The sequence below is a fragment of the Micromonospora sp. WMMD558 genome, from assembly GCF_049315255.1.
Taxonomy (GTDB): domain Bacteria; phylum Actinomycetota; class Actinomycetes; order Mycobacteriales; family Micromonosporaceae; genus Micromonospora.
The window spans coordinates 5,178,590-5,203,094 of record NZ_CP186061.1 but is presented as its reverse complement, the minus strand read 5'-3'; the positions used below and the strand labels follow the sequence as shown (position 1 = coordinate 5,203,094).

24 protein-coding genes and 2 pseudogenes are annotated in these 24,505 nt (G+C 70.3%); 16 read left to right on the top strand and 10 right to left on the bottom strand.

The window, feature by feature from the left end:
* Nucleotides 1-420 precede the first annotated feature (420 nt).
* The 7 genes from ACN26Y_RS24805 (at nucleotide 421) to ACN26Y_RS24775 (ending at nucleotide 7,461) form a co-directional block, all read left to right on the top strand.
* The gene (locus ACN26Y_RS24805) at nucleotides 421-1,920 is read left to right on the top strand and encodes an NAD-dependent succinate-semialdehyde dehydrogenase (RefSeq protein WP_422733601.1); all 1,500 of its coding nucleotides are present in this window, start codon (nucleotides 421-423) and stop codon (nucleotides 1,918-1,920) included.
* On the top strand, nucleotides 1,917-3,155 hold the full coding sequence (locus ACN26Y_RS24800) for an iron-containing alcohol dehydrogenase (RefSeq protein ID WP_422733600.1): 1,239 nt from the start codon (nucleotides 1,917-1,919) through the stop codon (nucleotides 3,153-3,155). Before ACN26Y_RS24805 ends, ACN26Y_RS24800 begins: the two co-directional genes overlap by 4 nt.
* The gene (locus tag ACN26Y_RS24795) at nucleotides 3,155-4,090 is read left to right on the top strand and encodes a 3-hydroxyacyl-CoA dehydrogenase (RefSeq protein WP_422733599.1); all 936 of its coding nucleotides are present in this window, start codon (nucleotides 3,155-3,157) and stop codon (nucleotides 4,088-4,090) included. The genes ACN26Y_RS24800 and ACN26Y_RS24795 overlap by 1 nt, the downstream gene beginning before the upstream one ends.
* Nucleotides 4,087-5,271, top strand: a complete 1,185-nt coding sequence (locus ACN26Y_RS24790; RefSeq protein ID WP_422733598.1) for a thiolase family protein — start codon at nucleotides 4,087-4,089, stop codon at nucleotides 5,269-5,271. The genes ACN26Y_RS24795 and ACN26Y_RS24790 overlap by 4 nt, the downstream gene beginning before the upstream one ends.
* 19 nt (nucleotides 5,272-5,290) lie before the next feature.
* On the top strand, nucleotides 5,291-6,025 hold the full coding sequence (locus ACN26Y_RS24785) for a 3-oxoacid CoA-transferase subunit A (RefSeq protein ID WP_422733597.1): 735 nt from the start codon (nucleotides 5,291-5,293) through the stop codon (nucleotides 6,023-6,025).
* Nucleotides 6,022-6,702, top strand: a complete 681-nt coding sequence (locus ACN26Y_RS24780; RefSeq protein ID WP_422733596.1) for a 3-oxoacid CoA-transferase subunit B — start codon at nucleotides 6,022-6,024, stop codon at nucleotides 6,700-6,702. Before ACN26Y_RS24785 ends, ACN26Y_RS24780 begins: the two co-directional genes overlap by 4 nt.
* A 246-nt stretch (nucleotides 6,703-6,948) precedes the next feature.
* Complete coding sequence (locus ACN26Y_RS24775; protein WP_422733595.1) at nucleotides 6,949-7,461, top strand: hypothetical protein; 513 nt, start codon at nucleotides 6,949-6,951, stop codon at nucleotides 7,459-7,461.
* 20 nt (nucleotides 7,462-7,481) lie between these two features.
* Here the strand turns inward: ACN26Y_RS24775 and ACN26Y_RS24770 are convergent.
* Nucleotides 7,482-7,884, bottom strand: a pseudogene (locus tag ACN26Y_RS24770) (DDE-type integrase/transposase/recombinase); the annotation flags it as partial.
* On the opposite strand from ACN26Y_RS24770, the gene ACN26Y_RS24765 reads away from it, so the two are divergent.
* Nucleotides 7,847-8,617 (top strand): sulfite exporter TauE/SafE family protein, encoded by a 771-nt coding sequence (locus ACN26Y_RS24765; RefSeq protein WP_422733594.1) that lies wholly within the window; start codon nucleotides 7,847-7,849, stop codon nucleotides 8,615-8,617. The pseudogene ACN26Y_RS24770 and the gene ACN26Y_RS24765 sit on opposite strands and share 38 nt — an antisense overlap.
* Before the next feature lie 270 nt (nucleotides 8,618-8,887).
* Here ACN26Y_RS24765 and ACN26Y_RS24760 read toward each other — a convergent pair whose 3' ends face one another.
* From ACN26Y_RS24760 to ACN26Y_RS24730, 7 genes and pseudogenes are all read right to left on the bottom strand, one after another.
* Nucleotides 8,888-9,085: an integrase gene (locus tag ACN26Y_RS24760; RefSeq protein ID WP_155332582.1), complete on the bottom strand. Its 198-nt coding sequence runs from the start codon at nucleotides 9,083-9,085 to the stop codon at nucleotides 8,888-8,890.
* Nucleotides 9,086-9,152: 67 nt separating this feature from the next.
* A complete protein-coding gene (locus ACN26Y_RS24755) occupies nucleotides 9,153-9,500 on the bottom strand; it encodes a hypothetical protein (RefSeq protein WP_370463380.1) in 348 nt (115 codons plus the stop codon).
* A gap of 73 nt (nucleotides 9,501-9,573) precedes the next feature.
* Nucleotides 9,574-9,657, bottom strand: a pseudogene (locus ACN26Y_RS24750) (hypothetical protein); the annotation flags it as partial.
* Nucleotides 9,658-9,668: 11 nt separating this feature from the next.
* Nucleotides 9,669-10,487 carry a hypothetical protein gene (locus ACN26Y_RS24745; protein ID WP_370463367.1) on the bottom strand — a complete coding sequence of 273 codons (819 nt, stop codon included), beginning with the start codon at nucleotides 10,485-10,487 and terminating at the stop codon, nucleotides 9,669-9,671.
* A 51-nt stretch (nucleotides 10,488-10,538) separates the two neighbouring features.
* Nucleotides 10,539-10,784, bottom strand: a complete 246-nt coding sequence (locus ACN26Y_RS24740) for a PadR family transcriptional regulator (protein WP_230688755.1) — start codon at nucleotides 10,782-10,784, stop codon at nucleotides 10,539-10,541.
* Between the two features lie 488 nt (nucleotides 10,785-11,272).
* Complete coding sequence (locus ACN26Y_RS24735; protein ID WP_155332581.1) at nucleotides 11,273-11,941, bottom strand: hypothetical protein; 669 nt, start codon at nucleotides 11,939-11,941, stop codon at nucleotides 11,273-11,275.
* Between the two features lie 179 nt (nucleotides 11,942-12,120).
* Nucleotides 12,121-12,885 carry a DUF1275 family protein gene (locus ACN26Y_RS24730; RefSeq protein ID WP_196255685.1) on the bottom strand — a complete coding sequence of 255 codons (765 nt, stop codon included), beginning with the start codon at nucleotides 12,883-12,885 and terminating at the stop codon, nucleotides 12,121-12,123.
* Between the two features lie 188 nt (nucleotides 12,886-13,073).
* Here ACN26Y_RS24730 and ACN26Y_RS24725 point away from each other — a divergent pair, with 188 nt between their 5' ends.
* The 7 genes from ACN26Y_RS24725 to ACN26Y_RS24695 all read left to right on the top strand — a co-directional run bounded on the left by ACN26Y_RS24725 (nucleotide 13,074) and on the right by ACN26Y_RS24695 (nucleotide 19,385).
* Nucleotides 13,074-13,787: a TenA family transcriptional regulator gene (locus tag ACN26Y_RS24725; protein ID WP_155332579.1), complete on the top strand. Its 714-nt coding sequence runs from the start codon at nucleotides 13,074-13,076 to the stop codon at nucleotides 13,785-13,787.
* Nucleotides 13,788-13,875: 88 nt separating this feature from the next.
* Nucleotides 13,876-14,253 (top strand): Rieske (2Fe-2S) protein, encoded by a 378-nt coding sequence (locus ACN26Y_RS24720; protein ID WP_230688754.1) that lies wholly within the window; start codon nucleotides 13,876-13,878, stop codon nucleotides 14,251-14,253.
* Between the two features lie 7 nt (nucleotides 14,254-14,260).
* Nucleotides 14,261-15,481, top strand: coding sequence for an NAD(P)/FAD-dependent oxidoreductase (locus ACN26Y_RS24715; protein WP_422733593.1), 1,221 nt, complete (start codon nucleotides 14,261-14,263; stop codon nucleotides 15,479-15,481).
* Nucleotides 15,478-16,914 carry an aldehyde dehydrogenase family protein gene (locus ACN26Y_RS24710; protein ID WP_155332576.1) on the top strand — a complete coding sequence of 479 codons (1,437 nt, stop codon included), beginning with the start codon at nucleotides 15,478-15,480 and terminating at the stop codon, nucleotides 16,912-16,914. The genes ACN26Y_RS24715 and ACN26Y_RS24710 overlap by 4 nt, the downstream gene beginning before the upstream one ends.
* Nucleotides 16,911-17,321, top strand: a complete 411-nt coding sequence (locus ACN26Y_RS24705; protein ID WP_155332575.1) for a Rieske (2Fe-2S) protein — start codon at nucleotides 16,911-16,913, stop codon at nucleotides 17,319-17,321. The genes ACN26Y_RS24710 and ACN26Y_RS24705 overlap by 4 nt, the downstream gene beginning before the upstream one ends.
* A gap of 5 nt (nucleotides 17,322-17,326) precedes the next feature.
* Nucleotides 17,327-18,940 carry a gamma-glutamyltransferase family protein gene (locus ACN26Y_RS24700; RefSeq protein ID WP_230688753.1) on the top strand — a complete coding sequence of 538 codons (1,614 nt, stop codon included), beginning with the start codon at nucleotides 17,327-17,329 and terminating at the stop codon, nucleotides 18,938-18,940.
* Complete coding sequence (locus ACN26Y_RS24695) at nucleotides 18,933-19,385, top strand: RidA family protein (RefSeq protein ID WP_155332574.1); 453 nt, start codon at nucleotides 18,933-18,935, stop codon at nucleotides 19,383-19,385. Before ACN26Y_RS24700 ends, ACN26Y_RS24695 begins: the two co-directional genes overlap by 8 nt.
* A 74-nt stretch (nucleotides 19,386-19,459) precedes the next feature.
* Here the strand turns inward: ACN26Y_RS24695 and ACN26Y_RS24690 are convergent, their stop codons facing one another.
* Nucleotides 19,460-21,061: a hypothetical protein gene (locus tag ACN26Y_RS24690; RefSeq protein ID WP_155332573.1), complete on the bottom strand. Its 1,602-nt coding sequence runs from the start codon at nucleotides 21,059-21,061 to the stop codon at nucleotides 19,460-19,462.
* Nucleotides 21,062-21,251: 190 nt separating this feature from the next.
* Here ACN26Y_RS24690 and ACN26Y_RS24685 point away from each other — a divergent pair, with 190 nt between their 5' ends.
* The gene (locus ACN26Y_RS24685) at nucleotides 21,252-22,691 is read left to right on the top strand and encodes an MFS transporter (protein WP_196255684.1); all 1,440 of its coding nucleotides are present in this window, start codon (nucleotides 21,252-21,254) and stop codon (nucleotides 22,689-22,691) included.
* Here the strand turns inward: ACN26Y_RS24685 and ACN26Y_RS24680 are convergent.
* Nucleotides 22,678-24,393, bottom strand: a complete 1,716-nt coding sequence (locus ACN26Y_RS24680; RefSeq protein ID WP_155332571.1) for a PucR family transcriptional regulator — start codon at nucleotides 24,391-24,393, stop codon at nucleotides 22,678-22,680. The two genes, ACN26Y_RS24685 and ACN26Y_RS24680, sit on opposite strands and share 14 nt — an antisense overlap.
* Between the last annotated feature and the right edge of the window lie 112 nt (nucleotides 24,394-24,505).

The window sequence follows — 24,505 nt, the reverse complement described above, 5'->3', positions numbered from 1 at the left end:
CTGCGGTGTGTCGCCACGGACTCGTCGTACCGGTCAGGGGAGGCCGGAACTCGTCGCATGGGGCTATCCGGGGGCTGCCTCGTCGCCTGAGTCACGCATTGTCATCTCCGTCGGTTCGTCGCCGGAACCCCAGCGTGCCGTGAAGCGCGTCGCCGCGAACCACGTCCTCGCTGGTCAGCTAGCGCCGACGATGAGGCACGGCTCACAGTCTGCGGCGCACGTGGCGCAAAATGAGACGCCACGACGGCCAAGTTGTGTCCTTCCTGTTACGAGCGTTGCGGCCAGGCAACGGAATGTCCCGGTCTTTCACGCGCTGATCCCGCCCGCGCACGCTTCGCCGATTTTGCTGTGGCGTCGCCGCTTCCTTTCGCACCTACCCGGTTCTGTACGTCTGTCTCCGTCTCAGGGGGAAAATCCGCTATGACGACCCGTGCACCAATCAGCCCGGATACCGCTCTAGTTCGTGGCCACGAGATCCCGCTCGGCCTGTATATCGCCGGCCGTTGGGTTCCGAACACCGCCACCTTCCCGGTGTACAACCCCAGCACCGAGGAGTGCGTGGCCGAGGTCGCCGACGGCACTCCCGAGGACGCCCGGGACGCCCTCGACGCCGCGGCCGCCGCGCAGCACGAGTGGCGGCGGTGGTCCCCCCGCCGACGCGCCGACCTCTTTCACACCGCGCATCGGCTGCTCATCGAGCGGGCCGACGCCTTCGCCGACGTCATGACGTCCGAGAGCGGCAAGCCGCGCGCGGAAGCGCTTGCCGAGTTCGGATTGTCGGCGGCCTTCTGGCTCTGGTACGCCGAGCAGATCGCCCACCTGCACGGCACGTTCGCCCAGGGCTCTCCGGGCGGCTACCGCATCATCACGGCCCACGAGCCGGTCGGCCCCAGCCTGCTCATCACCCCGTGGAACTTCCCCATGCTGATGTCCGCCCGCAAGGCCGGGGCGGCGCTCGGCGCCGGCTGCACGGTCGTCATGAAGTCGGCGCAGGAGACACCGCTCACCGCCGCGCTCTTCGTCAAGACACTGCACGATGCCGGCTTCCCGCCAGGCGTCGTCAATCTGATCCACACGAAGAGTTCGGCGAGCGTCTCGGACGCGCTGATGGCGGATTTCCGACTCAGGAAGATCAGCTTCACCGGCTCGACTGGTGTCGGCGCAACCCTGCTCGCCAAGGCGGCCCCGAACATCGTCAACACCTCGATGGAGCTCGGCGGCGACGGGCCGTTCGTCGTCCTCGACGACGCCGACGTGGACCTCGCGGTCGAGCAGGCGGTCGTCTGCAAGTTCCGCAATGCGGGACAGGCCTGCGTCGCGGCGAACCGGATCATCCTGCACTCGGCGGTCGCCGAGGAGTTCACCGCGAAATTCCTCGATCGGGTGAACGGACTCCGCGTCGGCGACGGCTTCGACCCCAGGGTCGACGTCGGCCCGATGATCAACGCGCGCCAGCGCGAGCGGGTGGCAGATCTCCTGGATGCCTTCGTCTCCGACGGGGCGGAACTGCTCACCGGCGGCCGGCCGATCGAAGGCGACGGGCACTTCTTCCAGCCGACCGTACTGCGGATGAAGGACCACGACACAAGCCTCTGCAACGAGGAGATGTTCGCGCCGGTCGCGGCGCTCTACACGGTCAACTCGGTCGCAGAGGCGGTCGAATTCGCCAACGACACGACCTACGGGCTCGCCGCGTACGTCTTCTCGGCCGACCTTTCCCGGGCGGTCGCCGTCGCCGAGCGCCTGGAGTTCGGGATGGTCGGCGTCAACCGCGGAATCATGGCCGACCCCGCCGCGTCGTTCGGCGGCACCAAGGCGTCCGGCATCGGGCGCGAGGGTGGCCACGACGGTATCCACGAATTCCTCGAGCCCAAGTACATCGCCCTGACCATCGACGAGGACGGAGCCCTGTCGTCGTGAACGTCAATCAGATCGGCCTCGGCGTCCTGCGCCAGCCCACCATCGTCTACTTCGGTCCCGGGCAGCGCGCACTCATCCCGCAGGTGGTGTCGGCCGTGGGCAGCCGCGTGCTCCTTTGCACGGACGAACGGATGGCCACCACCGACGTCTTCGGTGAGATCACCGCGGCGCTCTCGGACGAAGGCCTCACGGTGTCCGTCTACGCGAAGGTCGAGCCGGACCTGCCGCGCGAGAACCTCGTCACCCTCATGTCGGCCCTCGGTGACCGGGAGCAGGATGTCGTCGTGGGGCTGGGCGGCGGCAGCTGTCTGGACTTCGCAAAGGTTGCGGCCCTGCTCCTGGCTCGCGGCGGCGACGTTCGCGACCTGTACGGCGAGAACCTCATCGCGGGCCCCGGACTTCCGGTCGTCACCGTCCCCACGACCGGGGGGACGGGCGCCGAGGCGACGTGCATCTCGGTCGTATACGACGCGGAGAAGGAAATGAAGCTGGGCGTCGCGAGCGCCTACCTCGAACCCTATGCCGCGGTCATCGACCCGGAGCTGACGCTGACATGTCCGCCGACACTCACTGCCGCGACCGGCGCGGACGCCCTGAGCCACCTCGTCGAGTCGTTCACCGCCCGGGCGAAGAACCCCACCACCGAGCAGATCCGCAGGCACCTGTACGTCGGCAAGAACGTCCTTGCCGATCTTTATGCCCGCAACGGACTCACGCTCCTTGGAACGTCCCTGGAGAAGGTCGCAGCGTCCCCCGACGACCTGCCGGCCCGGGCCGACACGATGCTCGGCGCGTTCTGCGCGGGGATGGCGATCTGCACCGCTGGGACGGCTGCGGCCCACGCCATCCAGTCGCCGATGGGCGCCATCACGCACACCCCGCACGGGCTCGGGGTGGGGGCGCTGCTGCCCTACGTCATGCGGTACAACCTGCCGACGCGTCAGGCCGAGATGGCCGAGATCGGTCGCCTGCTCGGCGCACCGGCCCAAAGCGACGACCCGCTCGCGCAGGCCCGCGCCGGTATCCTCCGCGTGGAGGAGATCCTCGCCGCGCTCGGCGTTCCGCTGAATCTGCGGGACCTGGGACTCGAGCCCTCGATGTTCGAGTTCGTCGCCGCGCAGTCGGTGCTCGCGACTCGGCTGCTGGCCAACAACCCGCGAGAACTCACCCACGACGCCGTCCTGCAGATCCTCCGTCGCGGCTACGACGACGACCGCAGCTGGACGGAGTTCTGATGCGCCCTGTCGCCGTGGTGGGGACCGGTTCCATCGGGGTTGCCTTCGGCATCGTCTTCGCCAGCGCCAGCCGCTACGTGCGGATGTGGGATCCGATCGCCGACAGCCTGGGCAGGGCTCGACACGACATCGCCGACCGCCTCGCCATGCTGGCCAGCCGCGGACTGCTCCGGGAGCCGGCCGAGGATGTCGCTGCGCGGATCACCTTCCACGACGAACTCGAACATGCCCTCTGGGATGTCGAGCTGGTCCAGGAGTGCGCCCCCGAGGACATCGACCTCAAGCGGCGGCTGTTCGATCTGCTCGGCCGGCACGCACCGGCCGACGCCGTACTGGCCAGCTCGAGCTCCGCGCTCATCCCGTCCCAGTACGGCGCCGGGCTGGATTTCCAGGACCGCATCCTGGGAGCCCATCCGGGCAACCCGCCGTACCTCCTGAGGGTCATCGAGCTCGTCCGCTCCCCGGAGACGTCCGACAAGTTCCTCGATCTTGCTGCCGAGATATACGCGGACGCCGGGCTGACGGCCGTGTTCGTTCGCAAGGAGGTCGAGGGCTTCCTGTTCAACCGGCTCCAGGGCGCCTTGTTGCGGGAGGCGTACTGCCTGGTGCGCGACGGGGTGGCCACGGTCGAGGACATCGATGAGGTGGTCCGAAGCGGGCTCGGGCTTCGGTGGTCGTTGATGGGTCCGTTCGAGACGGTCGACCTCAACACCCGAGGCGGCGTGCAAGCACACGCCGCACGGATGGGGCCGGCGTACGAACGGATGGGGGCCGAGCGCGGCCAACACGACCCGTGGACGCCCGACCTCGTGGCGAGCGTCGTGGCGCAGCGACGACGCCTGCTCCCACTCGATGCGTGGGAGCAGCGAGTGAGGTGGCGCGACGAGCGGCTGATGCTGCTGCGCTCGTTCAAGGATCTGCAGGAGGAATCATGAGGTCGGCCTTCGTCTACGACGCGGTGCGGACACCATTCGGCAAGTACGGCGGTGGCCTGGCGGGCGTGCGGCCCGACGACCTGGCGGCGCATGTACTGCGCGCTGTCGTCGACCGTAGCCCCGGCCTGGACCTCTCGCTGATCGACGAGGTCGTCCTCGGCAATGCCAACGGTGCCGGCGAGGACAACCGCAACGTCGCGCGAATGGCCGTGCTGCTCGCCGGTCTGCCGGTGACGATTCCCGGAAGCACCGTCAACCGGCTGTGTGGGTCCGGCCTCGATGCCGTCATGACCGCCTCGCGATCCATCGAGACCGGGGATTTCTCCGTCGCGCTGGCAGGCGGCGTGGAGTCGATGACCCGAGCACCCTGGGTGCTGCCCAAGCCCGGGCGGCCCTTTCCACCCGCCGACTTGACGGCGGTCTCCTCGGCCCTCGGATGGCGGCTGGTCAACCCACGAATGCCCGCCGAGTGGACGATCTCCCTCGGCGAGGCGAACGAACTGCTCGGCGAGGAGTTCGCCATTTCCCGAGACAGGCAGGACGAGTACGCGGTGCGCTCGCACCGGCTCGCGTCGGCCGCCTGGGAAGCCGGCTTCTACGACGACCACGTGCTGCCCGTGCCCGGCACGGACCTCGCCCCGGATGAGGGAGTCCGACCGGAAGCGGCTGTCGAGACCCTGGCCACACTCCCCCCGGCCTTCCGGCCGGGCGGCACGATCACGGCCGGCAACGCGTCACCGCTGAGCGACGGCGCCGCTGCCATCCTGCTCGGAGACGAGGAAGCGGCGGTCGCCATCGGCCGTGACCCCATCGCCCGGATCGTGTCCCGCGCCGCCGTCGCCTGCCTGCCGCAACGGTTCGGCTACGCCCCGGTCGACGCCGCGAACCTTGCCCTGAAGCGGGCGGGCCTCACGTGGTCGGATGTCGAAGCCGTCGAGTTGAACGAGGCGTTCGCCGTTCAGAGTCTGGCCTGCGTCGATGCCTGGGACATCGACCCGCAGATCGTGAACACCCGTGGCGGTGCCATCGCCATCGGACATCCACTCGGCGCTTCAGGCGGCCGCATCCTCGCCACTCTCGTACGGGTGCTGCGCGAGCGCGGAGGACGGCACGGCGTCGCCGCGATCTGCATCGGCGTTGGCCAGGGACTGGCCGTCGTCGTCGAGAACGTCTCCCGATGACCAGCGAGTGGAGGAACGAATGCTCACCGTCTGCCAGAACGCCGATGACGCGATGGTCGGCGTCCAGGACGGCGCCACCGTGCTCATCGGCGGATTCGGTCTGGCCGGCCAGCCTCGCGAGCTGATCGACGCCCTCCGGCGCACCGGAGCGCGCGAACTCACGGTCGTCAACAACAACGCCGGAAACGGCGACCACGGGCTGGCCGCACTGCTTGCCACCGGCGCCGTACGAAAAATCATCTGTTCCTTCCCGCGGCAGCCCGACTCCTGGGTCTTCGACGACCTGTACCGAAGCGGCAGGATCGAGCTCGAAGTTGTGCCACAGGGCAACCTCGCCGAGCGGATCCGGGCCGGCGGAGCCGGCATCGGCGGGTTTTACACGCCGACCGGAGTCGGCACACCCCTCGCCGAGGGGCGCGAGGTCCGCAGGATCGACGGCCGGGACTACATTCTCGAACTCCCCATCAAGGCAGACCTTGCCCTGATCTCGGCATGCCGGTGTGACCGCCGGGGAAACCTCGTCTACCGCAAGACAGCACGCAACTTCGGACCCATCATGGCGACCGCGGCGACGACAACCGTCGTCCAGGTGGGCGAGCTGCTCACCGACGGTTTCCTCGACCCCGAATGCGTCGTGACACCCGGCATCTTCGTCGACCGGGTCGTCGTCGTGCCGCAACCCGGCCGAATCCGACCCGGCAGCGCCGGTGGAGATCTTCGCGGCGTCCACAGCCGAAAGGAGAACAGCGCATGACGTCCGTCGTGACCGCTACTGTCGAACACCTCGACCGCGGGCCGTTGTCCCGGGAGGAGATGGCGAGGCTCGTCGCCTCGGACATCCCCGTGGGCGCCGTCGTCAACCTGGGCATCGGTCAACCTACCGCGGTCGCCAACTACCTTGACCCGGCGAGCGGGATCACGCTGCATACCGAAAACGGCATGCTCGGCATGGGACCCGAGGCACACGGCGACGACGTCGACGACGAACTCGTGAACGCCGGCAAGATCCCGGTGACCGAGCTTCCCGGTGCTTCCTACTTCGACCACGCGACCTCGTTTGCCATGATGCGCGGCGGGCACCTCGACGTGTGCGTGCTCGGGGCGTTCCAGGTTTCGATCAGGGGAGACCTGGCGAACTGGCACACGGGCGCCCCGGACGCCATACCCGCTGTCGGGGGTGCGATGGACCTGGCCACCGGTGCCCGCGACGTCTACGTGATGATGACGCTCTTGACCAGGGACGGCAGGCCGAAGATCGTCCGGGAGTGCACCTATCCGCTGACCGGTCTGAGGTGCGTCAGCCGGGTCTACACCGAGCACGCGGTGTTCCTTGTAGGAGAGTCCGGATTGAGCGTACGCGAGACGTTCGGCGTCACCGTCCACGAGCTCCGGGCCCAGCTCGACGTACCGCTGCGGTCCCTTCCAGACTGAAATTAGCCGGCCGGCACCGCTACGAGGACTGGAAACCTGACGACCCCACCGGGCAGTGGCCGTCCCCACGGGGCGATTGCCCCAAGTTGACGGCACAGCCCATGGCGTGCGTCAGGGGTCCGGACGGCGGTGATGCCACGCCGCACAGGTTAAAGATCAAGTTAGGGCCTGCGGTTGGGCACGAGGCCGGTTCCGCGGCGCCATGGACGTCGGCATGATCATGAAGAGCCGCCGCGGAGGTCGTCGATGGGGGTGGTCGAGGCCGCCATCGGCACCCCGGTGAACGGCGTCGGCAACGTCGCCGGCCCGGACGTCGTTACCCTCGACGAGCTCGGCTGGGTCGCCCTGGCCGGCAGCAGGACAGCAATCATCTCCTCGACCCTCGGCGGGCGGGGCGGTCAGGTGCACGGTCTCAATCTGATCGAGTTGCCGGCCGCGACGTCCATGGCGACCTTGATCTGGCGGATCATCTCCACGATGCCATCGTTGGTCTTCGGGACGCTGGTGGAGTTACCGGCCAGCACCGAGCGAGCGGCGTTGACATCGCGGGCTCCAGCTCAGACCAGGGCGACAGGAGTTCGTGATGCTGGCCGGCCGGGTGGATGGGACTGTGACGGGACCTGCTGCGATCAGGCTCCTATGAGGTCACTGCACGCCCGGTCAGCACCACTGGGTGCTGCACCGCCAGGCGGACGACAGATCAACAGCAAGGACACCCAAGCCGCGGAGTCAGTCGTAAGCAAGAGTCAGGCCGCCTGACGGCGCCTCAAAGTCTCACAGTCGTACGACGAGCCGACACGCCCTATCGAGCGGTGGACACCGTGGCGGCGGCAGGCATCGGCGAAGTCGCTGCCGCCGTACTGCCTGGGCGCCGCGGTCGCTCAAAAGATCACGTCGGCGACGTGGCCGCCGCGGGCGGCGACCGCGGCCTCAAGGGCGTCGATGACCAGGCTGGTGCGCATATGGGTGGTGATCGACCTGACGATCAGGCGGCGGGTGGCGATGTCGATGACCGTGGCCAGATACAGCCAGCCGGTCCCGACGCGTAGGTAGGTGATGTCGCCGCACCACCGCTGATCCGTGCGGTGGCGGTGAAGTCCCGGCCGATCAGGTCCGGCACCGGCGGGCGGCCGGATCCGGGATCGTGGTGCGTTTGCGGCGGCGCGGATGCCGGCCAACCACGCCGCGTTGCCAACTGCTGCTCGTTGTCGGGATCGCAGCGTGCGTCGGCGCGCTCGTACAGAGCAGTGTGGGCTTCGGCCTGGGCGTCGTGGCGGCACCGGTCATCACCGTCGCCGACCCGTCCCTGATGCCCGCGTCGCTGCTGGTCGTCAGCACGGTGCTGCCGCTGCTGACCCTGGTCAGGGAGTGGAGGCACATCGACTTTCCCGGCCTGGGTTGGGCGCTGCTCGGCCGCCTCCCCGGCACGATTTGCGGAGTCTGGCTGATCGCCGCGTTCCCCGGACGCGGTATGGAGGCCGTGGTCGCCATGACCGTGCTGGTGGCCGTGGGCATCAGCCTGCTTCCCGTGGACGTGCCCCGCACGCGTCTGACCCTCTCCGTCGCGGGCGGCGTCGCCGCAGTCACCGCCACCACAGCTGCCATCGGAGGCCCGCCGATGGCGCTCATTTACCAGCGGGCGGGCGGTGCCAAGCTGCGCGCCACACTTTCGGCGTTCTTCGTAGTCGGCGCGGCCGGCTCACTGAGCATGCTGCAACTGGCCAATCATCTCGAACGGCGCTCGGTCATTGGTGGCCTGCTCATGCTCCCGTTCGTGGCGGTCGGCTTCGCACTGGCGGCCCCGCTGCGTAGGCGCCTCGACTCGGGAAGGATCCGGCCCGCTGTGCTCGCCATCGCCGCATGTGCCGCCACGGCCCTGCTCGTCAAGGCCCTGCTCGTCAAGGCCGCGACATAGAGCTTCGACTCGAGGAAAGCGCGACGGTACGCCGCGAGGCGGTCCGAGCGAACAGAACGGTAAGGACGCTCCCCCTCCAGCCGTAGCGATCCACGTTGTGGCCTGCGGCCACCGCAAGATCTTGGGGCTCGTCCACATCACATAGACGATCGCGCGGTGGCCGCGCCACGTCTACCCCGGCCCGACCAGCGGCGTCCGAAACGGCGGCCGGCAATGGGACTGTCCGATCTTCGGCTCTGGCACGGAGACGGTGGTCGGCAACCAGATTTGTCATCCATGTGCGTCGTTGGGCGCGCCGGGCGCGAGACACCCGTTGCGGTCGGCACCGAGTCGCTCAAGGATCTCCGAGACGTCCGGGGCTTGAACGGGCTTGGCGGTGTAGTAGGTGTCAGTGACCTCCTCGCTGGAGTGCCCAAGCTGCGCCGATGCGCTTTTGGTGTCCGCCTCGTCCTTGATGAGGGTGGCCATTGTCGGCACAGCGCGGCCCGGACGGTGGTCAGTGCCCACGTCGCGGCAGGCCAACGCTTGTCCCTGGCTACGAACCTGATGACGATAGTGAATCAGGGACGGGTGCTTCGCTCACGTCATCAGGTTGGTAGCGCGGAGAGCAGCGGGCCGCGCAGGTTCTCGTCAGGGGTGCATCTCGTACGCGCCTGCGAGGGCGGCGACCTGTTCCCAGATCCGGGCGGTGCGCTCGGTGTCGCGAATTGTCGGCCTCGAAACCCTTGGCGGCGATGACGTCCCAGAGCAGGTCGATGACCTTCTCGCCCTCGGTGGTGACCTTCATCTTGGTCATCGGGTTGAACGGCAGGTACCGCCGGTCGTCCGGTCCTGCCGAGCGGAAGTAGTCGACCGCCCGGTCGCTGAACAGCTTCATCGCCACCAGGCGGGCGTCTCGCGTCGGTCAGTTCGCGTCGCACGTGCGGGAAGTCGGTGACCCGCCGTCCGTAGAGCATGCGGTGATGGGCGTGGGTGACCGCCTCGTACATGGCGTGCTCACAGATGCCGATGGAAGCCGTGCAGAGGTTGAACTTGCCCACGTCGACCGTGTTCAACGCGGCGTCGAAGGCAGGTTGGTCCGGTGTGCAGCACGTCCTCGGCGCGCACCGGATAGTCCTCGAGCCGGAACTCGCTGACGTACGTCTGCGCGTTGACCACGTTGCGGACCAGCCGGTACGCGGGGCGCCGGCTGTCGGCGGCGAAGAAGACGTGCCCCTCGGGGCCTTCGATGTCGACGCGGCGGCCGAAGACGGAGACCAGCCCGGCGACGTTGCCATTGCCGATGTAGGACTTGCCGCTGTTGACCCGGAAGCCGCCCTGCCCGTCGGGGTGAGCAGCATGTCGGTGGAGTAGATGTCTGCGCCGTGCGGCCGCTCGGAGAGGCCGAAGGCCATGACGTGTTCCTCGTCGAGCAGCGCGGCGGCGCGGGCCCGGGCGGTGTCGTTCCCGCTCTGCCAGACCGGCCCGAGGCCGAGCACGGTGACCTGCCAGGCGTACCAGTAGCCGAGGCCGTAGAAGCTGAGGATCTCGCTGAGCGCGGCGTTGCGCGCGGTGTCCCAGCGCTTGTCCGGGGCGCCGTCGCCGTCGCCCGCCGGGGTGAGGAAGGTGGCGAAGAGCTTCTCCTCGGCGGCGAAGTCGAGGAAGTCGGCGTACCACTCGTGGCGGTTGTAGCTGTCGACCAGGGCCCGCTTGCCGCGCTGCTCGAACCAGTCGACGGTAGCGCGCAGCAGCCGCCGGGAGGTCTCGTCGAGTCGCGGCGCTCTCCGACCAGGTAGCCGGCGAGGGTGGCCGCGTGGTCGGCACGGTAGCGCTCGACCTCGGCGAGGAGGGCCGTCCGGCCGTCAGCGTCGGTGAACGCGGCACCGCGAATCTTGACGGCGAGTTCGTGTCGGACGGCCTCGGGCTGCGCCGGGGCGCGCAGTCACGCGACCAGGGCGGACCGCCCGGTGGAGGTGACCAACCAGAGCTTCTTATCCGGCAGCCCGGGCTGGCCGACCTCCTCAGCGGTGATCCACTCGTCGCTCTCCATCCGCTTGGAGACGCGATAGATCTGCTGGTGGGTGGCGGTCCAGAAACGGCCGATCGAGCGGTCGAAGCGTCGGGCCAGCTCGTAGCCGCAGGCGGGTTGCTCCAGCAGCGAGACGAGGATGGCGTGCTCCAGCGACATGCCGAGCATCAACCTATGCAACGAGTTGCACAACAACGGGGGGTCAAGGGCGCCAGGGCCGCTGCGCATCAGTTCGCTCCGGCGGTTTGTGGTCAAGCGCGTTTGACCACCCCGCGACTCACCTACCGGCCCTGTTGATCTCCGTCTGCGGACGGGGGTGGCCATCGTGCCCACCGGTGTCGTGTCCCCGGTCGTCCCGCCTACGGTGTCTGGCAGCCGCCAGCCGGGGCAGCCAACCCCTCGGGCCGCGTTGCTGGTCGCGGACCTCGCCTCACCGGCGGACCGTCGCCGGCCTGCGGGATGGCGGCGATCGACTGCTATAGCCGCCAGGCTGACGCCATCGTCATCCCGTCGATGGGTTGGGTGGCGGGTACCCGTGGCAGCGCATCGGCACGCGTCTGCCGGGGGTGGCAGCCCAGCAGATCAGCACCCACTGGCTGCGGCGCACGACGCTGACGTGGGTCGAGATGGGGGAGTAGCGCGTGCGGTCACCGCTGTTGTTCGGGCGCATCCGAGCGCCGCTCCCGGTCGTCGCCGAGGAAGAACGCGCCGATGCTGCCGGCGAGCGTAGCGAAGACCAGCACCGAGTACGCGGCGAGCACGACCTCGATGATCTCTCCGACGCCGCTTCCTTCAATAATTGGTTGGCCGACGAATGCGCTGATCGCCGTGTCGTGCAGGGCCTTGAGGTAGGACGAGTAGCCGCCCGAGAGGTAGACCAGGTGGGTGGCGACCAGGATGACGATGGCAGTGAACACGGCCAGCCGGATCACCCGACCGGACAGCAGTTGGACGGAGTGTGAACCGCGTACGGCGGAGCTGATCACTTGGGCGAACGCGGCGATCCGCAGCGCGCGCAGCAGCGCGAAGGTCCGCAGGATCGGGACCGCGAGGATGATGATCCGCCACCAGTTGCGCTTGAGGAATTGGCGGCGGTCCGAAGCGATCCACAGCCGGAGAAGGAACTCCGCGATGAATGCCGCCCACAACACGTAGATGGTGATGGTCAGGACGAGGGAGAGGGTCGGGTTCCGGCTGAGCGGTTCGGCCAGGACGACGACCAGGAACAACAGCGCCAGCGCGCCCATGAGCCAGTCCAGACGGCGTTCGAACCGCTCGCCGTCGGGCGGGTTCGGCTTAGTGGCGCGCTGTTTCAAACTGGTTCCTAACTGGAGCGGGTACGCCCATAGTCTCCAACCTTGTGCCGATTCATCACTCGGCTTCGAGCAAAGACCCCAGAGTCGGTCGATGGGGAATCTCCCTGCCGCCCGTCACGATGTCCACGGGCTGGCTGCACGAGGCCTGCGTGAGCGCGATCATGAGCCTTCCGGACCGGTCACGGCCCACAGGCTGCGCCATTGCGATTGTCGAGCGCCGGCTGGATCGCCGCGGCGGCAGCGGCCAGCACGATGCCGAGGGACGCGAGTTGCACGAGGGGTGCCCACATCGGCGCGCGTACCGCGAGCAACCCGCCCAGCGCCGCGCCCGCGATCAGCCCCAGCAGGGTGAGGACGCTCTGCGCGACGTCGCGCAGCCGGTGCCCGGAGGTGAGTCGGGCGATCACGGTGGTCAGCGTCCCGGTGAGGTAGGTGGTCGACAGGCCTGGCACGCCGAAGCGCTGCACGGTGCTGCTCTGGACGCCGAGCGCGAGCGCGTTGAGGGCCAGCAACGCCAGCTGCAACTGCCCCGACGGCTGGGCGCCGGTCACCCACCAGCCCACTGCGTACGCGGTGAGCACCACCGCCTCGACAGCCAGCGCGCGGGTCACGGCGGGTGGCCACACCGGGTCGTCCGGTCTCGGGGTGCCGGCGATGCGCGTGCCGAGCGAGCAGCCGAGGATGAAGCTGGCGATCGCCGCCCCGGTGTTCATGGCCAGCGCGGCGTCGGGCCCGGCCGCGGCGACCCCGAGCAGGACGAGGTTTCCGGTCATCACGCTGGTGAAGGCGCCGCCGAGCACCAGGAACCCGATCGCGTCGGTGGCTCCGCTGTTCACCGCCAGCACGACCGCCATCCGCTCCCGCCACCGACGCTGCCGGTCGCTGCTGCGCCTGGTCGGCGCCCACTTGAGCCGGCACCGAGGCGCGCTGTCGATCGTTGCCACCGATCCACGATGGCACATCGGCCGGCGACCATTCCGTGGGCTTCTTGCACAGAACACCACGGCGAAGGATGTGCATCTTCACCGTGGGGCGCGAGTCGTCGGCTCCCTAGCGTTGGTGACACCCCAGGGATTCCCGTGGCGCCACGCTGAGCTGCCGGGACCGGACACACAGAGAGAGGGGCGACCAGATGACCGACTTGCTCTCCCGCGACGAGTTCCGCGCTGCCCTCGAAGAGGCGATCAAGGGCCGGGAGGCCAAGAACGCGTCGTTCAGCCAGGCATGGGCCGACGGCAAGCTGCAGCGACACCACTTCGCGCGCTGGGCGGAGAACCACTACCACTACGTGGGCCCGTTCGCCGACTACCTGAGCTACGTCTACGCCAACACCCCCGACACCTGCACCGACGCCAAGGACTTCCTCCTCCAGAACATGTACGAGGAGGAACTGGCCGACATCCGCCACACGGACCTGCTGATCCGCTTCGCCGAGGCGTGCGGGACGACGCGGGAGCGGATCGAGGACCCGAACAACATCAACGCGGTGACCCGCGGCCTTCAGGCCTGGTGTTACGCCACGGCCATGCGGGAGCACTTCGCGGTCGCGACCGCGGCACTGGTCGTGGGTCTCGAGTCCCAGGTGCCGAGCATCTACAAGCGGCAGATCGTCCCGCTGCGCGAAGTGTACGGCTTCACCGAGGACGAGATCGAGTTCTTCGAGCTGCACATCACCTCGGACGAGGTGCACGGCGAGCGCGGCTACCAGATCGTTCTGGATCACGCCGACACGCCGGAGCTGCAGCAGCGCGCGCTGCAGTTCGTCCGCTGGGGCGCGGAGATGCGCTTTTCCTACACCAAGGCGCTCTACGACACCTATGTGGCGCCGGACCTGGTCAGCGCCTGACCTGAGCCACCAGACGGGTGGGTCCATCGGTGGGGCCCACCCTTTTGGGCACCCCGGTCAAGCGTCCCAGACACGGAGGGAGTCGGGAGTGAGCGAGACCAACCCCGGCGAGTGGGTGCTCGTGGCCGAGCTGCCCGAGCTTGCCCGCCGCAAGCGGAAGCAGGTGTCGATCGGCGGGACGCCGATAGCACTCTTCCTCATCGACGGCCGGGTCTACGCGTTGCACGACGTCTGCGTTCACAAGCAGCGCTCGCTGAGCAAGGGAACGGTGCTGCACGGGCGGATCATCTGCCCCGGTCACCAGTGGTCCTTCGACCCGGCCACCGGCGAGGCAGCGGACCAGACCGAGTGCCAACCGACGTACGACGTGCGGGTGGACGACGGGAAGATCTACGTCAACCCGCGACCGGGCGCCGGGCGCGCGCTGCCCGGTGCCGCCTCCCACCCGGCTCGGGCAGCGGGGTGAGACGCCGATGACCAGGACCATCGTCACCATCGGCGCCGGTCAGGCCGCGGCGGTCGCCGCTCGTACCCTGCGCCGGCGCGGCTTCGACGGTCGGATCGAGCTGCTCGGCGCCGAACCGGACCGACCGTACCAGCGGCCGCCGCTGTCGAAGGAGTACCTCGCCGGCGACGACGACTGCGGCCTGCACCTGTTGCCCGAGGACTGGTTGGCGAGAAACGACGTACACCTGCGGCTCGGCCAGCCGGTCGTCCGGATCCGGCCCGAGTGGGGGCTGGTCGAGTTGGCCGACGGCACCGAGGTCGCCGCCGACGCCATTCTCGTCGCCACCGGCGGGAGCCCACGCCGGCTGCCCGGCGTGGAGGGCGAGCGCATCCACTATCTGCGCACCCTGCGGGATGCGGAGCGGCTGCGGGCCGCGCTGCGTCCGGGCGTCCACGTGATCGTCATCGGCGCCGGTTTCATCGGTGCCGAGGTCGCCGCGACCAGCCGCGCCACGGGCGCCGACGTCACGGTGGTGGAGGCGCTCGACGTGCCGCTGCAGCGCGTACTCGGCCGCGAGATCGGGGCCAGCTGCGCGGCGATCCATCGCCGGCAGGGCGTCAGGCTGCGGCTGGGCGAGTCCGTCGAGTCCGTGGTGGAGACTCCGACCGGCGTGGTCGTGACGACCAGCGGTGGCCGACTCGAGGGCGACCTCGTGGTGGTGGGCATCGGCATCACGCCGAACACCAGCGTCGCCGAGCGGTCCGGCCTCGCCGTCGACAACGGCGTCGTCGTGGACCAGTACTGCCGGACCGCGGTGCCGAACGTGTACGCGGCGGGCGACGTGGCCAACCACTGGCATCCGCTCTTCGGCGAACGGATCCGGGTCGAGCACTTCGACAACGCGAGCCGGCAGGCGGCCGCCGCCGCCAACAACATGATCGGCCGGACGAGGGTGTACGCGGACCCGCACTGGTTCTGGTCGGACCAGTACGACCACAACCTGCAGTACACCGGTCACGCGCCGGTCTGGGACGAGCTGGTGGTGCGCGGTTCGGTCGAGGAATGCGACTTCTCGGTGTTCTACCTGCGCGACGGCCTGGTCCGGGCGGCGTTCGCCGTCGACCGCGGGGCCGACGTCCTCGTCGCCAAGGAACTGATCGCCGGGCAGGTCACCGTCAGTCCCCAGGTCCTCGCCGACGAGGACGTCGACCTGTCCGAATTGACGGCGTTGGAGGAGCAGCTGTGAAGGGCAACTTCATCGGTGGCGAGTGGGTGGGCTCGGCCAGCGGGCGTACGCGCGAGCGACGGAACCCGGCTGACGAGCGCGACGTCGTCGCGGTCTTTCCGGACTCCGACGCGAAGGACGCCCACGACGCGGTGACCGCGGTCGCGGCGGGCTACCGGGAATGGGCGGAGCGCGGTCCGGAGGCGCGGGCGGCAGTCCTGCACCGGGCCGCGGACGTCCTCGCCGCCCGCGCCGACGACCTCGCCCGGGAACTGGTCCGCGAGGAGGGCAAGACGCTCGCCGAGGCGCTCACCGAGACCCGCCGCACCCCGGCAAACCTGCGGTTCTACGCGGGTGAGGCGCTGCGCGTCGCGGGCCGCACGTACGCCACCGGCGACGGCAGCCTCGTCTACACCTCCCGGGAACCCGTCGGGATCGTCGTGGCCGTCACGCCGTGGAACTTCCCGCTGAACATCCCCTCCCGCAAGCTGGGACCGGCCCTTGCGGCGGGCAACGGGGTAGTGTTCAAGCCGAGCGAGGTGACCCCGCTGATGGGGCAGCGGCTGGTCGAGGCGCTGCTGGAGGCGGGTGTCCCGGCCGGTGCGCTCGCCCTCGTGCAGGGTGGCGGGGAGGCCGGCGCGGCATTGGTCGCGGATCGGCGGGTGGGGGCGGTGACGTTCACCGGCTCGTCTGACGTCGGAGCGGCCATCCATTTGGCGGTCGGACCGAGCCAGCGCTGCCAACTGGAGATGGGCGGCAAGAATCCGGTGATCGTGCTGGAGGATGCCGACCTGGACCGGGCGGCCGACATCGTGGTCCGCGGGGCGTTCGGCCTCAGCGGCCAGGCGTGCACCGGCACCAGCCGCCTGATCGTGCACGACGCGGTGCACGACGCGCTCGTCGAGCGGGTGGTCGTCCTCGCTCGCGCCCGTCGGGTGGGCGACGGGCTCGCCGACGGGGTGCAGATGGGCCCCCTCGCAACCCGCGCCCAACGGGACAAGACTCGGCTGTACCTGGACCTCGCGGCGGCCGCCGGCGCTCACCTGCGCGCCGGTGACGAGCCGCTCGGCCCGGGCCTGGAACACGGCAACTTCGTCCGCCCGGCGGTCTTCACCGACGTCGACCCGTCGTCACCGCTGGCGCAGGAGGAGGTCTTCGGTCCGGTCCTCGCCGTGCTGCGCGTCGACTCCTTCGACGAGGCGATCAGCGTCGCCAACGACACGGCGTACGGGTTGTCGGCCGGGATCGTCACCCGCGACGTCGGCCGCGCACTCGACTTCGCCCGGCGGGTCGACAGCGGCCTGGTGAAGGTCAACCAGCCCACCACCGGCATGGCGATGAACGCGCCGTTCGGTGGGCTCAGGAACTCCAGCACCCAGACGTTCAAGGAACAGGCAGGGGAGACGATGATGCACTTCTACACCGTCGACAAGACCGTGTACGTGGCCTCATGAGCACGCCCGACACCGCTGGCCCGGCGCCCACGGGAGCGGAATCGGGCACCGTCAGATTTGTCTGCGTCGCCCGCTCCGGCCAGGTGCCCGACGGATACGTCCGTCGCTTCTACGCCGACAGCCTGGAGCTGTGCGTCGCCCGGTCTCAAGGCAAGGCGTACGCGACGTCGAACTACTGCACGCACCTGGACTGCCTGCTGTCGTCGGGCAAGCTGGTCGACGACGGGATCGGCTGCTCCTGCCACGGCAGCGTCTTCGATCTCGAGACGGGCGAGCCGGTCTGCCCGCCCGCCACCGAACCCATCAAGACGTTCCCGGTGCGCGAGGAGGACGGGCAGATCTACGTCGGCGTGACGCCGGAGGACATCGCTTCCGGCGGCCCGCGCCGCCGCCGACCGGTCAGGTGACCCGGGTGAGCGTGGACTGGCCGGCACCGGCCCGCAACGCGGTCCTCGCCGGCGAACACATGGCCGCCGCGAGCCACCCGGCGGTCAGCGCCGTCGGTCATCGCGTACTCGCCGACGGCGGCACCGCGATCGATGCGACCGTGGCGATGGCCGCGATGTCCTGGCTGGCGCTGCCAGGTCAGTGCGGCGTCGGCGGCGACGCCTTCGCCGTGATCCGTGAGCCGGACGGGTCGGTGTGGACGATCAACGGCAGCGGGTACGGGCCGGACGGCGCCGAGCCGGACTTCTACCGGGCGCGAGGACTGTCCGCGATTCCCCTCACCGGGGCGCTGGCCGTGGCGGCTCCGGGTGCGGTTCCCGCCATCGCCGCACTGCACGTCCGCGGAGCGACGCGCAGCCTCCCCGAGTTGTGGGCGCCGGCGATCGCGGCCGCCGAACGCGGTCTGCCCTGCACCCGCAAGACCCGCGCGGACATCCTCGAGCACGAGGCGCAGTTGCGTGCCGACGAGGGAGCCCGGCGGACGTTCCTGCGCACCGGCCGGGCACCGCAGGTCGGCGAGCGGCTCGCGCAGCCGGAACTCGCGGACTCGCTGCGGTCGTTGGCGGCCGATCCCCGCGCCCTGCACACCGGCGACCTGGCTGATCGCGCGGTGGCCGCGCTGGCGGCGGCCGGTGCCCCGTTCAGCGGCGACGAGTGGGCAGCCTCCGGCGTCCCGATCGAGGGCGAGGCGATCGCCGGGCGGTACGGCGACCTGGTCGTGCACGCGACGCCGCTGCCCACGCCGGGTTGGATGGTGCTCCAGCAGGCGGCCGTCTGCGACGGGACGCTCGCCGGCCTGCCGTGGCTGGGCGCCGAGGCGGTGGGCTGGCTCGCCGGTGCGGCCCGGCAGGCCTTCCGGGACCGCTGGGACCGGTGTGCCGCCGACACCGACGCCTGGCGGGCGCTGCTGCGACCCGAGGCGGTGGCGGACGTGCGCGCGAGGCTGTCCACCGGAGGGCGTTCCCTCGTCACGGCCGGGCTGACACCCGACGGGGACACCACGACGACCGTCGCGGTCGACGGCGACGGCCGCGCGGTCAGCTTCATCCACTCGCTCGCCTTCACCTTCGGCGCCCGGATCACCGTCCCCGGCACCGGCATCGTGCTCAACAACCGGCTGGGACGCGGCGCGTACCTGATCGACGGCCACCCGAACCAGGTACGACCGCGGCGCCGTCCGCTGCACACCTGCCTCGCGTGGCTGGTGACCGACGGCACGGGAGCCCTGCGCCACGTCGGCAACACGCCCGGCGGCGACGGGCAGGTGCAGTGGAACATGCAGGTGCTCTCGCACCTGGTCGACCACGGCCTGGATCCGCAGGAGGCGGTGTCGGCGCCGCGGTTCAGCGTCTTCCCGGGCAGCGACGCCGACGTGGTGGGCGCGCCCGACGAGCTGATCTGCGAGTCGCGGCTGAGCGAGCGGGTCCTGGCGGGTCTGCGCGCCGCCGGGCACCCGGTCCGGGTGGTGGGGCCGTGGGACGCCGGCGGCAGTGCCCTCGTGGTCTCCGTGGACGAACGGCTGGGCTGCCTCGTCGGCGGTGCCGACCCCCGGCAGGACGGGGTGGTGCTCGGTGGCTGACCCGGCCGGCCGGGGCGCCCTGGCGGCCCCGCCGGCCCCGCAGGGCCACTACGTTCCGGCGGTGGTACATGCCGGCACGGCATACGCGGCGGGCATGACCCCGCGGGTCGACGGCCGGCTCGTTGCGCGCGGGCTGGTGGGCGTGGATCTGACCGTGGCCGAGGCGCGCGCCGCCGCCGGCCTGGCGGCCGGCAACGCCCTCGCCGCCGTGGCGCAGGCGGTCGGTGGACTGGAGCAGGTGCGACGGTGCCTGCGGATGACCGTGTACGTCGCCTGCCGTCCCGGCTTCACCCAGCACACTGCGGTCGCCGACGGCGCGTCCGAGGTGCTGCGGGACTGGCTGGGCGACCGCGGCGCCGTCGCGCGCTCGGCAGTCGGGGTGGCGAGCCTACCGTCCGACGCCCCGGTCGAGGTGGAGCTCACCGTCGCCGTGACCGCTCGTTGAGCCCGGTCGGGCGGCCCGGCGGAGGCGGTCGGGCATCCCTGCCCGGCCGCCTCTGCAGCAGGTGTTGCCGAGAACTAGGGGAAGAAGACCACCGCGAAGAGGGTCCCAACCACGAGCCCACTGATGACCGGGATGAAGCACTTGCGGGCAAGGTCGATCACCGGCACCCGGGCGAAACCGGCGACGGCGATGAGTGAGGACCAGGCGACGAGCGTCCCACCACCGGACCAGATGTTGCCCATCTGCCCGACGGCGGCGAGCGTCTCGGCGCTGATCCCGGTGGCCGGACCGAGGCTGCCCGCCAGCGCTCCGGTGAGCGGCAGGCCGGAGAAGCCGGACCCGTCCAGGCCCGCGATCAGGCCGACGATCAGGATGCCGAAGGCCGCGACGAAGCCGCTCTGGGGGATGTGGTCCTGGGCCGCCACGACCAGGTCCGGCAGGAGGGCCGGCCCTTTGGTCGGGTCGGCGGTGCCGAGGATCTGGCCGGAGAACTCGCCGTTGCCGATGAAGAAGAATCCAGCGATCGGCAGCACGACCCCCATGGCCTTGAAGGCGAACACCAGTCCGTTGACGACGTGCTTCGCCGAGCTGTCCAGGAAACCCTTGCCGTCCCCGGCGAGCGCCGCCAGGAAGACGGTGAGCGCCGCGATGCCACCGACCAGCGCGGCGGCGTCCCCGCCCCGCAGGTCGGGCACGCTGTCGGAGAAGGTGGCGACCGCCATGTACACGATCAGCGACAGGTAGGCCGCCGGTACGAAGATGGCGAAGAAGGTCGGAATCATCGGGTTGCCGCGGTAGCTGACGGCGGGCTCGTCGGGGCCGCCGTCCCGCCCCCTGTCGTACTCCTCCCGCAGCGCGACGCCGTGCCCGATGGTCGGCGCGGTACCCCGCGGTGGCGGGACGTCGCCGCCGCCGGCCTCGCGCTCGCCCGCGCCGACCTCGATCAGCTCGCGCTCGCGCCGGGTGACCGCCAGATCCCGCGCCCGTTGGTCGCCGCTGCTCGTCGCGGTCTCCCACTCGACGAGCAGGGCCGGCTCGGGCCGACGCATCCGGCGGAACTCCATCAGGTAGGCGACCGCCAGGGCGACCCCACCGACGACGAGGGACAGCACCAGCGCCCGGTCGGCGACCAGGTTCGCGTCCGCCCCGGCGGACGTCGCCGAGAGCCCCGGAGCCACCCGGATGACGTAGTCGGAGGAGAGGGCCATGCCCTGGCCGGCGATCGCCACCACCAGGCCGACGGCCATCGGCCGTAGACCCGCGCGGATCGCCACCGGTATGAGTACGGCACCGATCAGCGGCACCGCCGGGGTCGGCCAGAAAAACAACGAGATGAAGTACGTGACGACCACCAGCGTCCAGAACGCGAGGTGGCCGTTGCGCATGACGCCCCGGAACGGGGCGACCATCTTCCGGTCGGCGCCGATCGCCTGCAGCGAGTGCAACATCGCCGTCACCAACGCGATGATCAGAAATATGTTGAACAGCGCCGTGGCCGCCACAAGACTCGCGTTGAACACCGCGGAGAGCGCACGGACGATGCTGTTCGAGAAGACGAGCGCGGTCGCGAACGTCGCGACCACCGCCGGGACTACGATGTTCTTCCGGGCGATCATCGTCCCGATGATGACCACAACGCCGGCGAGATAGACCCAGTGGGTCGCCGTTAGCTGCATGTGCCACCTCACTGCCGCTTGCAGGGGGTCGATTGCTGGTCAGCGTCCGCGTGCGGACCGGTAAGCGTCTAGCGCCGATGTGCACAGGCCGGCGGGCAAAGATTGTGCAGGGCGGCCGTAGCACTACCCGGCCGTCGCGGTGCACGCTCGGGCGGTATGTGACCTGCGCATACGACGGGAAGGACGGGACGTGCGGGACACTCGGCCGCGGGTCACAGCCGCGCAGTCGTTCACCGCCCCGGCCAACCCGCAGGGTTCGCCGCGGCGAAGGTCCGGCGGGCTCGGCGTACTGCTGACCCTGCTCGGTGCGACGCTGCTCGGCACGGTCATCAACAACGTGCTGAACGTGCCGCTGCGCGACATCACCACCGATCTCGGAGTGTCGCTCTCCGCCGGCGTGCTCGTGGTGAGCAGCTTCGTCCTGGTCCTGGCCGCCGGCATGGCGTTGAGCGGCTGGGTGGGCGACCGGTTCGGCCGACGCCGTACGGTCATCGTGGCGCTGGCTGTGATGGCGGTGGCCATGGTCGGTGCGGCGCTGGCGCCGTCGCTGCCGGTGCTCGTCGCGATGCGTGCCCTGCAGGGCGTGGCGTGTGCGGCCTACCCGCCGGCCGTCATGGGGATGCTCGCCACCATCTACGGGCCGACCCAGCGGGCCCGCACGATGAGCGCGTGGGCGGCCGCCAACGGCATCGGACAGGCGATCGGTCCCCCGCTGGGCGGTCTGCTGGCCGATCTGGCCGGCTGGCGGGCGATCTTCTGGTGTCTCGCGCCGGTGGCCGTGCTGCTGCTGGCCGCCACGGTCCTGGTCGTGCCGGACGACCGGGGCCACACCACCCCGCTGCATTGGCCGGGCGCGGTCTCGTTGACCCTCGGCGCCGCGTTCGTGATGACCGCCGCCACCGCGGTCCCGCAGGACATGGTGCCGCCCTGGCTCACCGTCACGCTCGCCGCGACGGGCGTCGTACTTCTGGCGGCCTTCGTCATCTCCTCGGCCAGGGCTGCGGCGCCAATCATCCGACCGCGTCTCATCGTCGAGTCGCGGTTCCTGCGCAGCACCGTGGCCGCGGCCGTACAGATGTTCTGTCTCGCCGCGACACTCGTCGCGGTTCCGCTGTACGTCACGGGCGCCCTCGGGCGAACCACTGCCCTCACCGGCCTGCTGGTCCTGGCACTTCCCGCCGCCATGGCGCTGCTGGCTCCGCTCGTCGGCCTGCTCAGCGAGCGCACCCGGCCGCGCTGGATCCTGCGCGTCGGACTGATCGTGCTGGGCACGGCGGAACTGCTGCTGGGGCTGTACGCGGGCAATGCCGGCCGGAGCGTGGCGCTGCTCGTCGCACTGCTCATCGCGGTCGGGGTGGGCGTGGCCCTCGTCCAGACGCCCTCCGCCGCCGGGGCGACCCGGTCACCCGCGGGCCGATCGGGAGCGGCCCTCGGTCTGTTCAACATGATGCGATTCGGCGGCTCGGCGCTGGGTGCGGCCTGGGTGGCCGTCGTCTACCCGCACGATGCTCTGGTGCTGCTCTTCGCCGGAGGCGCGGCGGCCGCCGGGCTCGGGCTGGTGGTCAGCTTCATCGGCCCCGACCCGTCCCCGCCCGACGACGACGCGACGTCGCCCGCTACGCCGGGCTGAGATCCCGGTCGACGGCCGTCACCGTGTCGGCGAGCAGCCCGAGCTTGTAGGCAAGCCACACCGCGAACTGGTGCTCCGCCTCGCGTAGGTCCAGTTGCAGAAGCCGGGAGGCGCGGTCGAGCTTGTAGAGCATCGTGTTGCGGTGGATGTGCAGGTCCCGCGCGGCGGCGTTGAGGTTTCCGCCGGATGCGATGTAGGCGATGACCGCCTGCTCCAGGTCGTTCCCGCCGGCGCGGGCGCCGCGCAGCGGGGCCAGCACGTCGCGGGCGAAGGCGCGCCCCTGCGGGCTCTCGGCGAGTTCCACCAGGGTGGCGTACACGCGCAGGTCCTGGAAGCCGCACACCCGGTCCATGCCGAGACGGTTGCGGATCCCGAGAGCGATGCGCGCTTCGCGGTAGCTGTCGAAGATCCGGGCCGCGCCGCCGACGCAGCGCCCGTACGCCACGGCCACCCGGTGGTGGGTCCTTCGTTCCAACTCCGTCTGCAGGGTGTACGCGAAGTCCGCCAGCGCCCGGTCCTCCGCGCCCGGCGAATCCCGCCGGCCCGCCGGATCGACCTGGCGGACCACCGCGAGCACGTCGCCGACGACGGTCGCCAGGGTGTGCGCGTTCGGCCGGGCGTCCAGGCGGGTGACATGCCGGGCCAGCTGGAACAGGGCGGTCGGGGAGTCGGGGCTGCCGACCGAGCCGAGTCCGCTCGCGACGACCACGCCGAAGGTCGCCCCGACCGGGAAATCGTAGTGCGCCGCCCGGGCTTCGAGCTCGTGCTGAGTGGAGAAACGGCCGTGCAGCAGTGCGTGAACGAAGTCGCCCCGCGCCCGCTCCTGCGCCTGCTCGATGCTGCGCAGGCGCAGCATCTCGGTACCGACGATGGTCGCGGCCTGCTCGACGACCACCCTGTGCTGCGCGATGTCGTGCGGCAGGGGTGGATCGGCTGACTCCACGATCACCACCCAACCGTCGTGGCGACCGCCGAGCAGGATCGGGTTGAGCACGCACGTCGCGCTGGCCCCGTCGATCAGCAGCGTCCGGACCTCAGGACCGGTGTTCGGCTGCTCGGAAACGAGCGGTGGCGGCGCCGCCGCGGCGTCCTCGCGCAGCGCGTCCGCCACCGCCGCCGCCTCGAACACGCGGTCGCGGCTGCGTTCGAACGCCAGGACCCGGTACTGCGGGTCGAGGATCGCGGCCGTGCACCCGGACAGCCGGGCCATCTGGTGCCCGAGCGCGGCCAGGCCGGCCCCGCGATACAGCAACTCCACCAACGAGCGGTGCACTCGCAGGCCGTAGCGGAGGACGTGGGTGTCCCGGGCAAGGACGAGTTCCGCCACAAGCTGGCTGAGGTGTCGGAACGCGACGTGCGCACCGACGTGGATCACCGGCAGGTCGACCGCGGGCTGGGGAGGATCAGCGATCCCGCCGGCGACGACGACGGCCGTGGCGTTGCGCCGCCCAAGACCGGCCAGGAGCGTCGGTCGGAGCTGGTCGGCCCGGGCATGGACGACGACGCCGGGCAGCGGGTCGTCGCTGGCCTGGACCTCGTCCCAGGGCAGACACCAGGTGACAGCGGTGTCGAGCAGGTCGGCCGATGCCGCCGTACGGGCGGGGCGGAGCAACCGTTCCTGCATCAGCCGGCCCACCGTCAGGTGCTGCGGATCCGCGTCGCCGGGCGGGCTGTCCGGCACACTGGCCGATGGGTCACTCACGACAACTCCTTGGACAGGTTGCACAAGTTACCCTCGCGGCCTCGCGGCAGTCTAGCCATTGTTCGCGATCTCCGTGCCCCGGCAGGCTGTAGCCACGGACCGCCCGGCAGTG

Excerpts from the sequence above, each read along its gene's own strand:
- ACN26Y_RS24805 (WP_422733601.1), top strand. The coding sequence starts at position 421 with ATGACGACCCGTGCACCAATCAGCCCGGATACCGCTCTAGTTCGTGGC.
- ACN26Y_RS24795 (WP_422733599.1), top strand. The coding sequence starts at position 3,155 with ATGCGCCCTGTCGCCGTGGTGGGGACCGGTTCCATCGGGGTTGCCTTC.
- ACN26Y_RS24790 (WP_422733598.1), top strand. The coding sequence starts at position 4,087 with ATGAGGTCGGCCTTCGTCTACGACGCGGTGCGGACACCATTCGGCAAG.
- ACN26Y_RS24785 (WP_422733597.1), top strand. The coding sequence starts at position 5,291 with ATGCTCACCGTCTGCCAGAACGCCGATGACGCGATGGTCGGCGTCCAG.
- ACN26Y_RS24780 (WP_422733596.1), top strand. The coding sequence starts at position 6,022 with ATGACGTCCGTCGTGACCGCTACTGTCGAACACCTCGACCGCGGGCCG.
- ACN26Y_RS24775 (WP_422733595.1), top strand. The coding sequence starts at position 6,949 with ATGGGGGTGGTCGAGGCCGCCATCGGCACCCCGGTGAACGGCGTCGGC.
- ACN26Y_RS24760 (WP_155332582.1), bottom strand. The coding sequence starts at position 9,085 with ATGGCCACCCTCATCAAGGACGAGGCGGACACCAAAAGCGCATCGGCG.
- ACN26Y_RS24740 (WP_230688755.1), bottom strand. The coding sequence starts at position 10,784 with ATGTCGCTGGAGCACGCCATCCTCGTCTCGCTGCTGGAGCAACCCGCC.
- ACN26Y_RS24725 (WP_155332579.1), top strand. The coding sequence starts at position 13,074 with ATGACCGACTTGCTCTCCCGCGACGAGTTCCGCGCTGCCCTCGAAGAG.
- ACN26Y_RS24715 (WP_422733593.1), top strand. The coding sequence starts at position 14,261 with ATGACCAGGACCATCGTCACCATCGGCGCCGGTCAGGCCGCGGCGGTC.
- ACN26Y_RS24705 (WP_155332575.1), top strand. The coding sequence starts at position 16,911 with ATGAGCACGCCCGACACCGCTGGCCCGGCGCCCACGGGAGCGGAATCG.
- ACN26Y_RS24690 (WP_155332573.1), bottom strand. The coding sequence starts at position 21,061 with ATGCAGCTAACGGCGACCCACTGGGTCTATCTCGCCGGCGTTGTGGTC.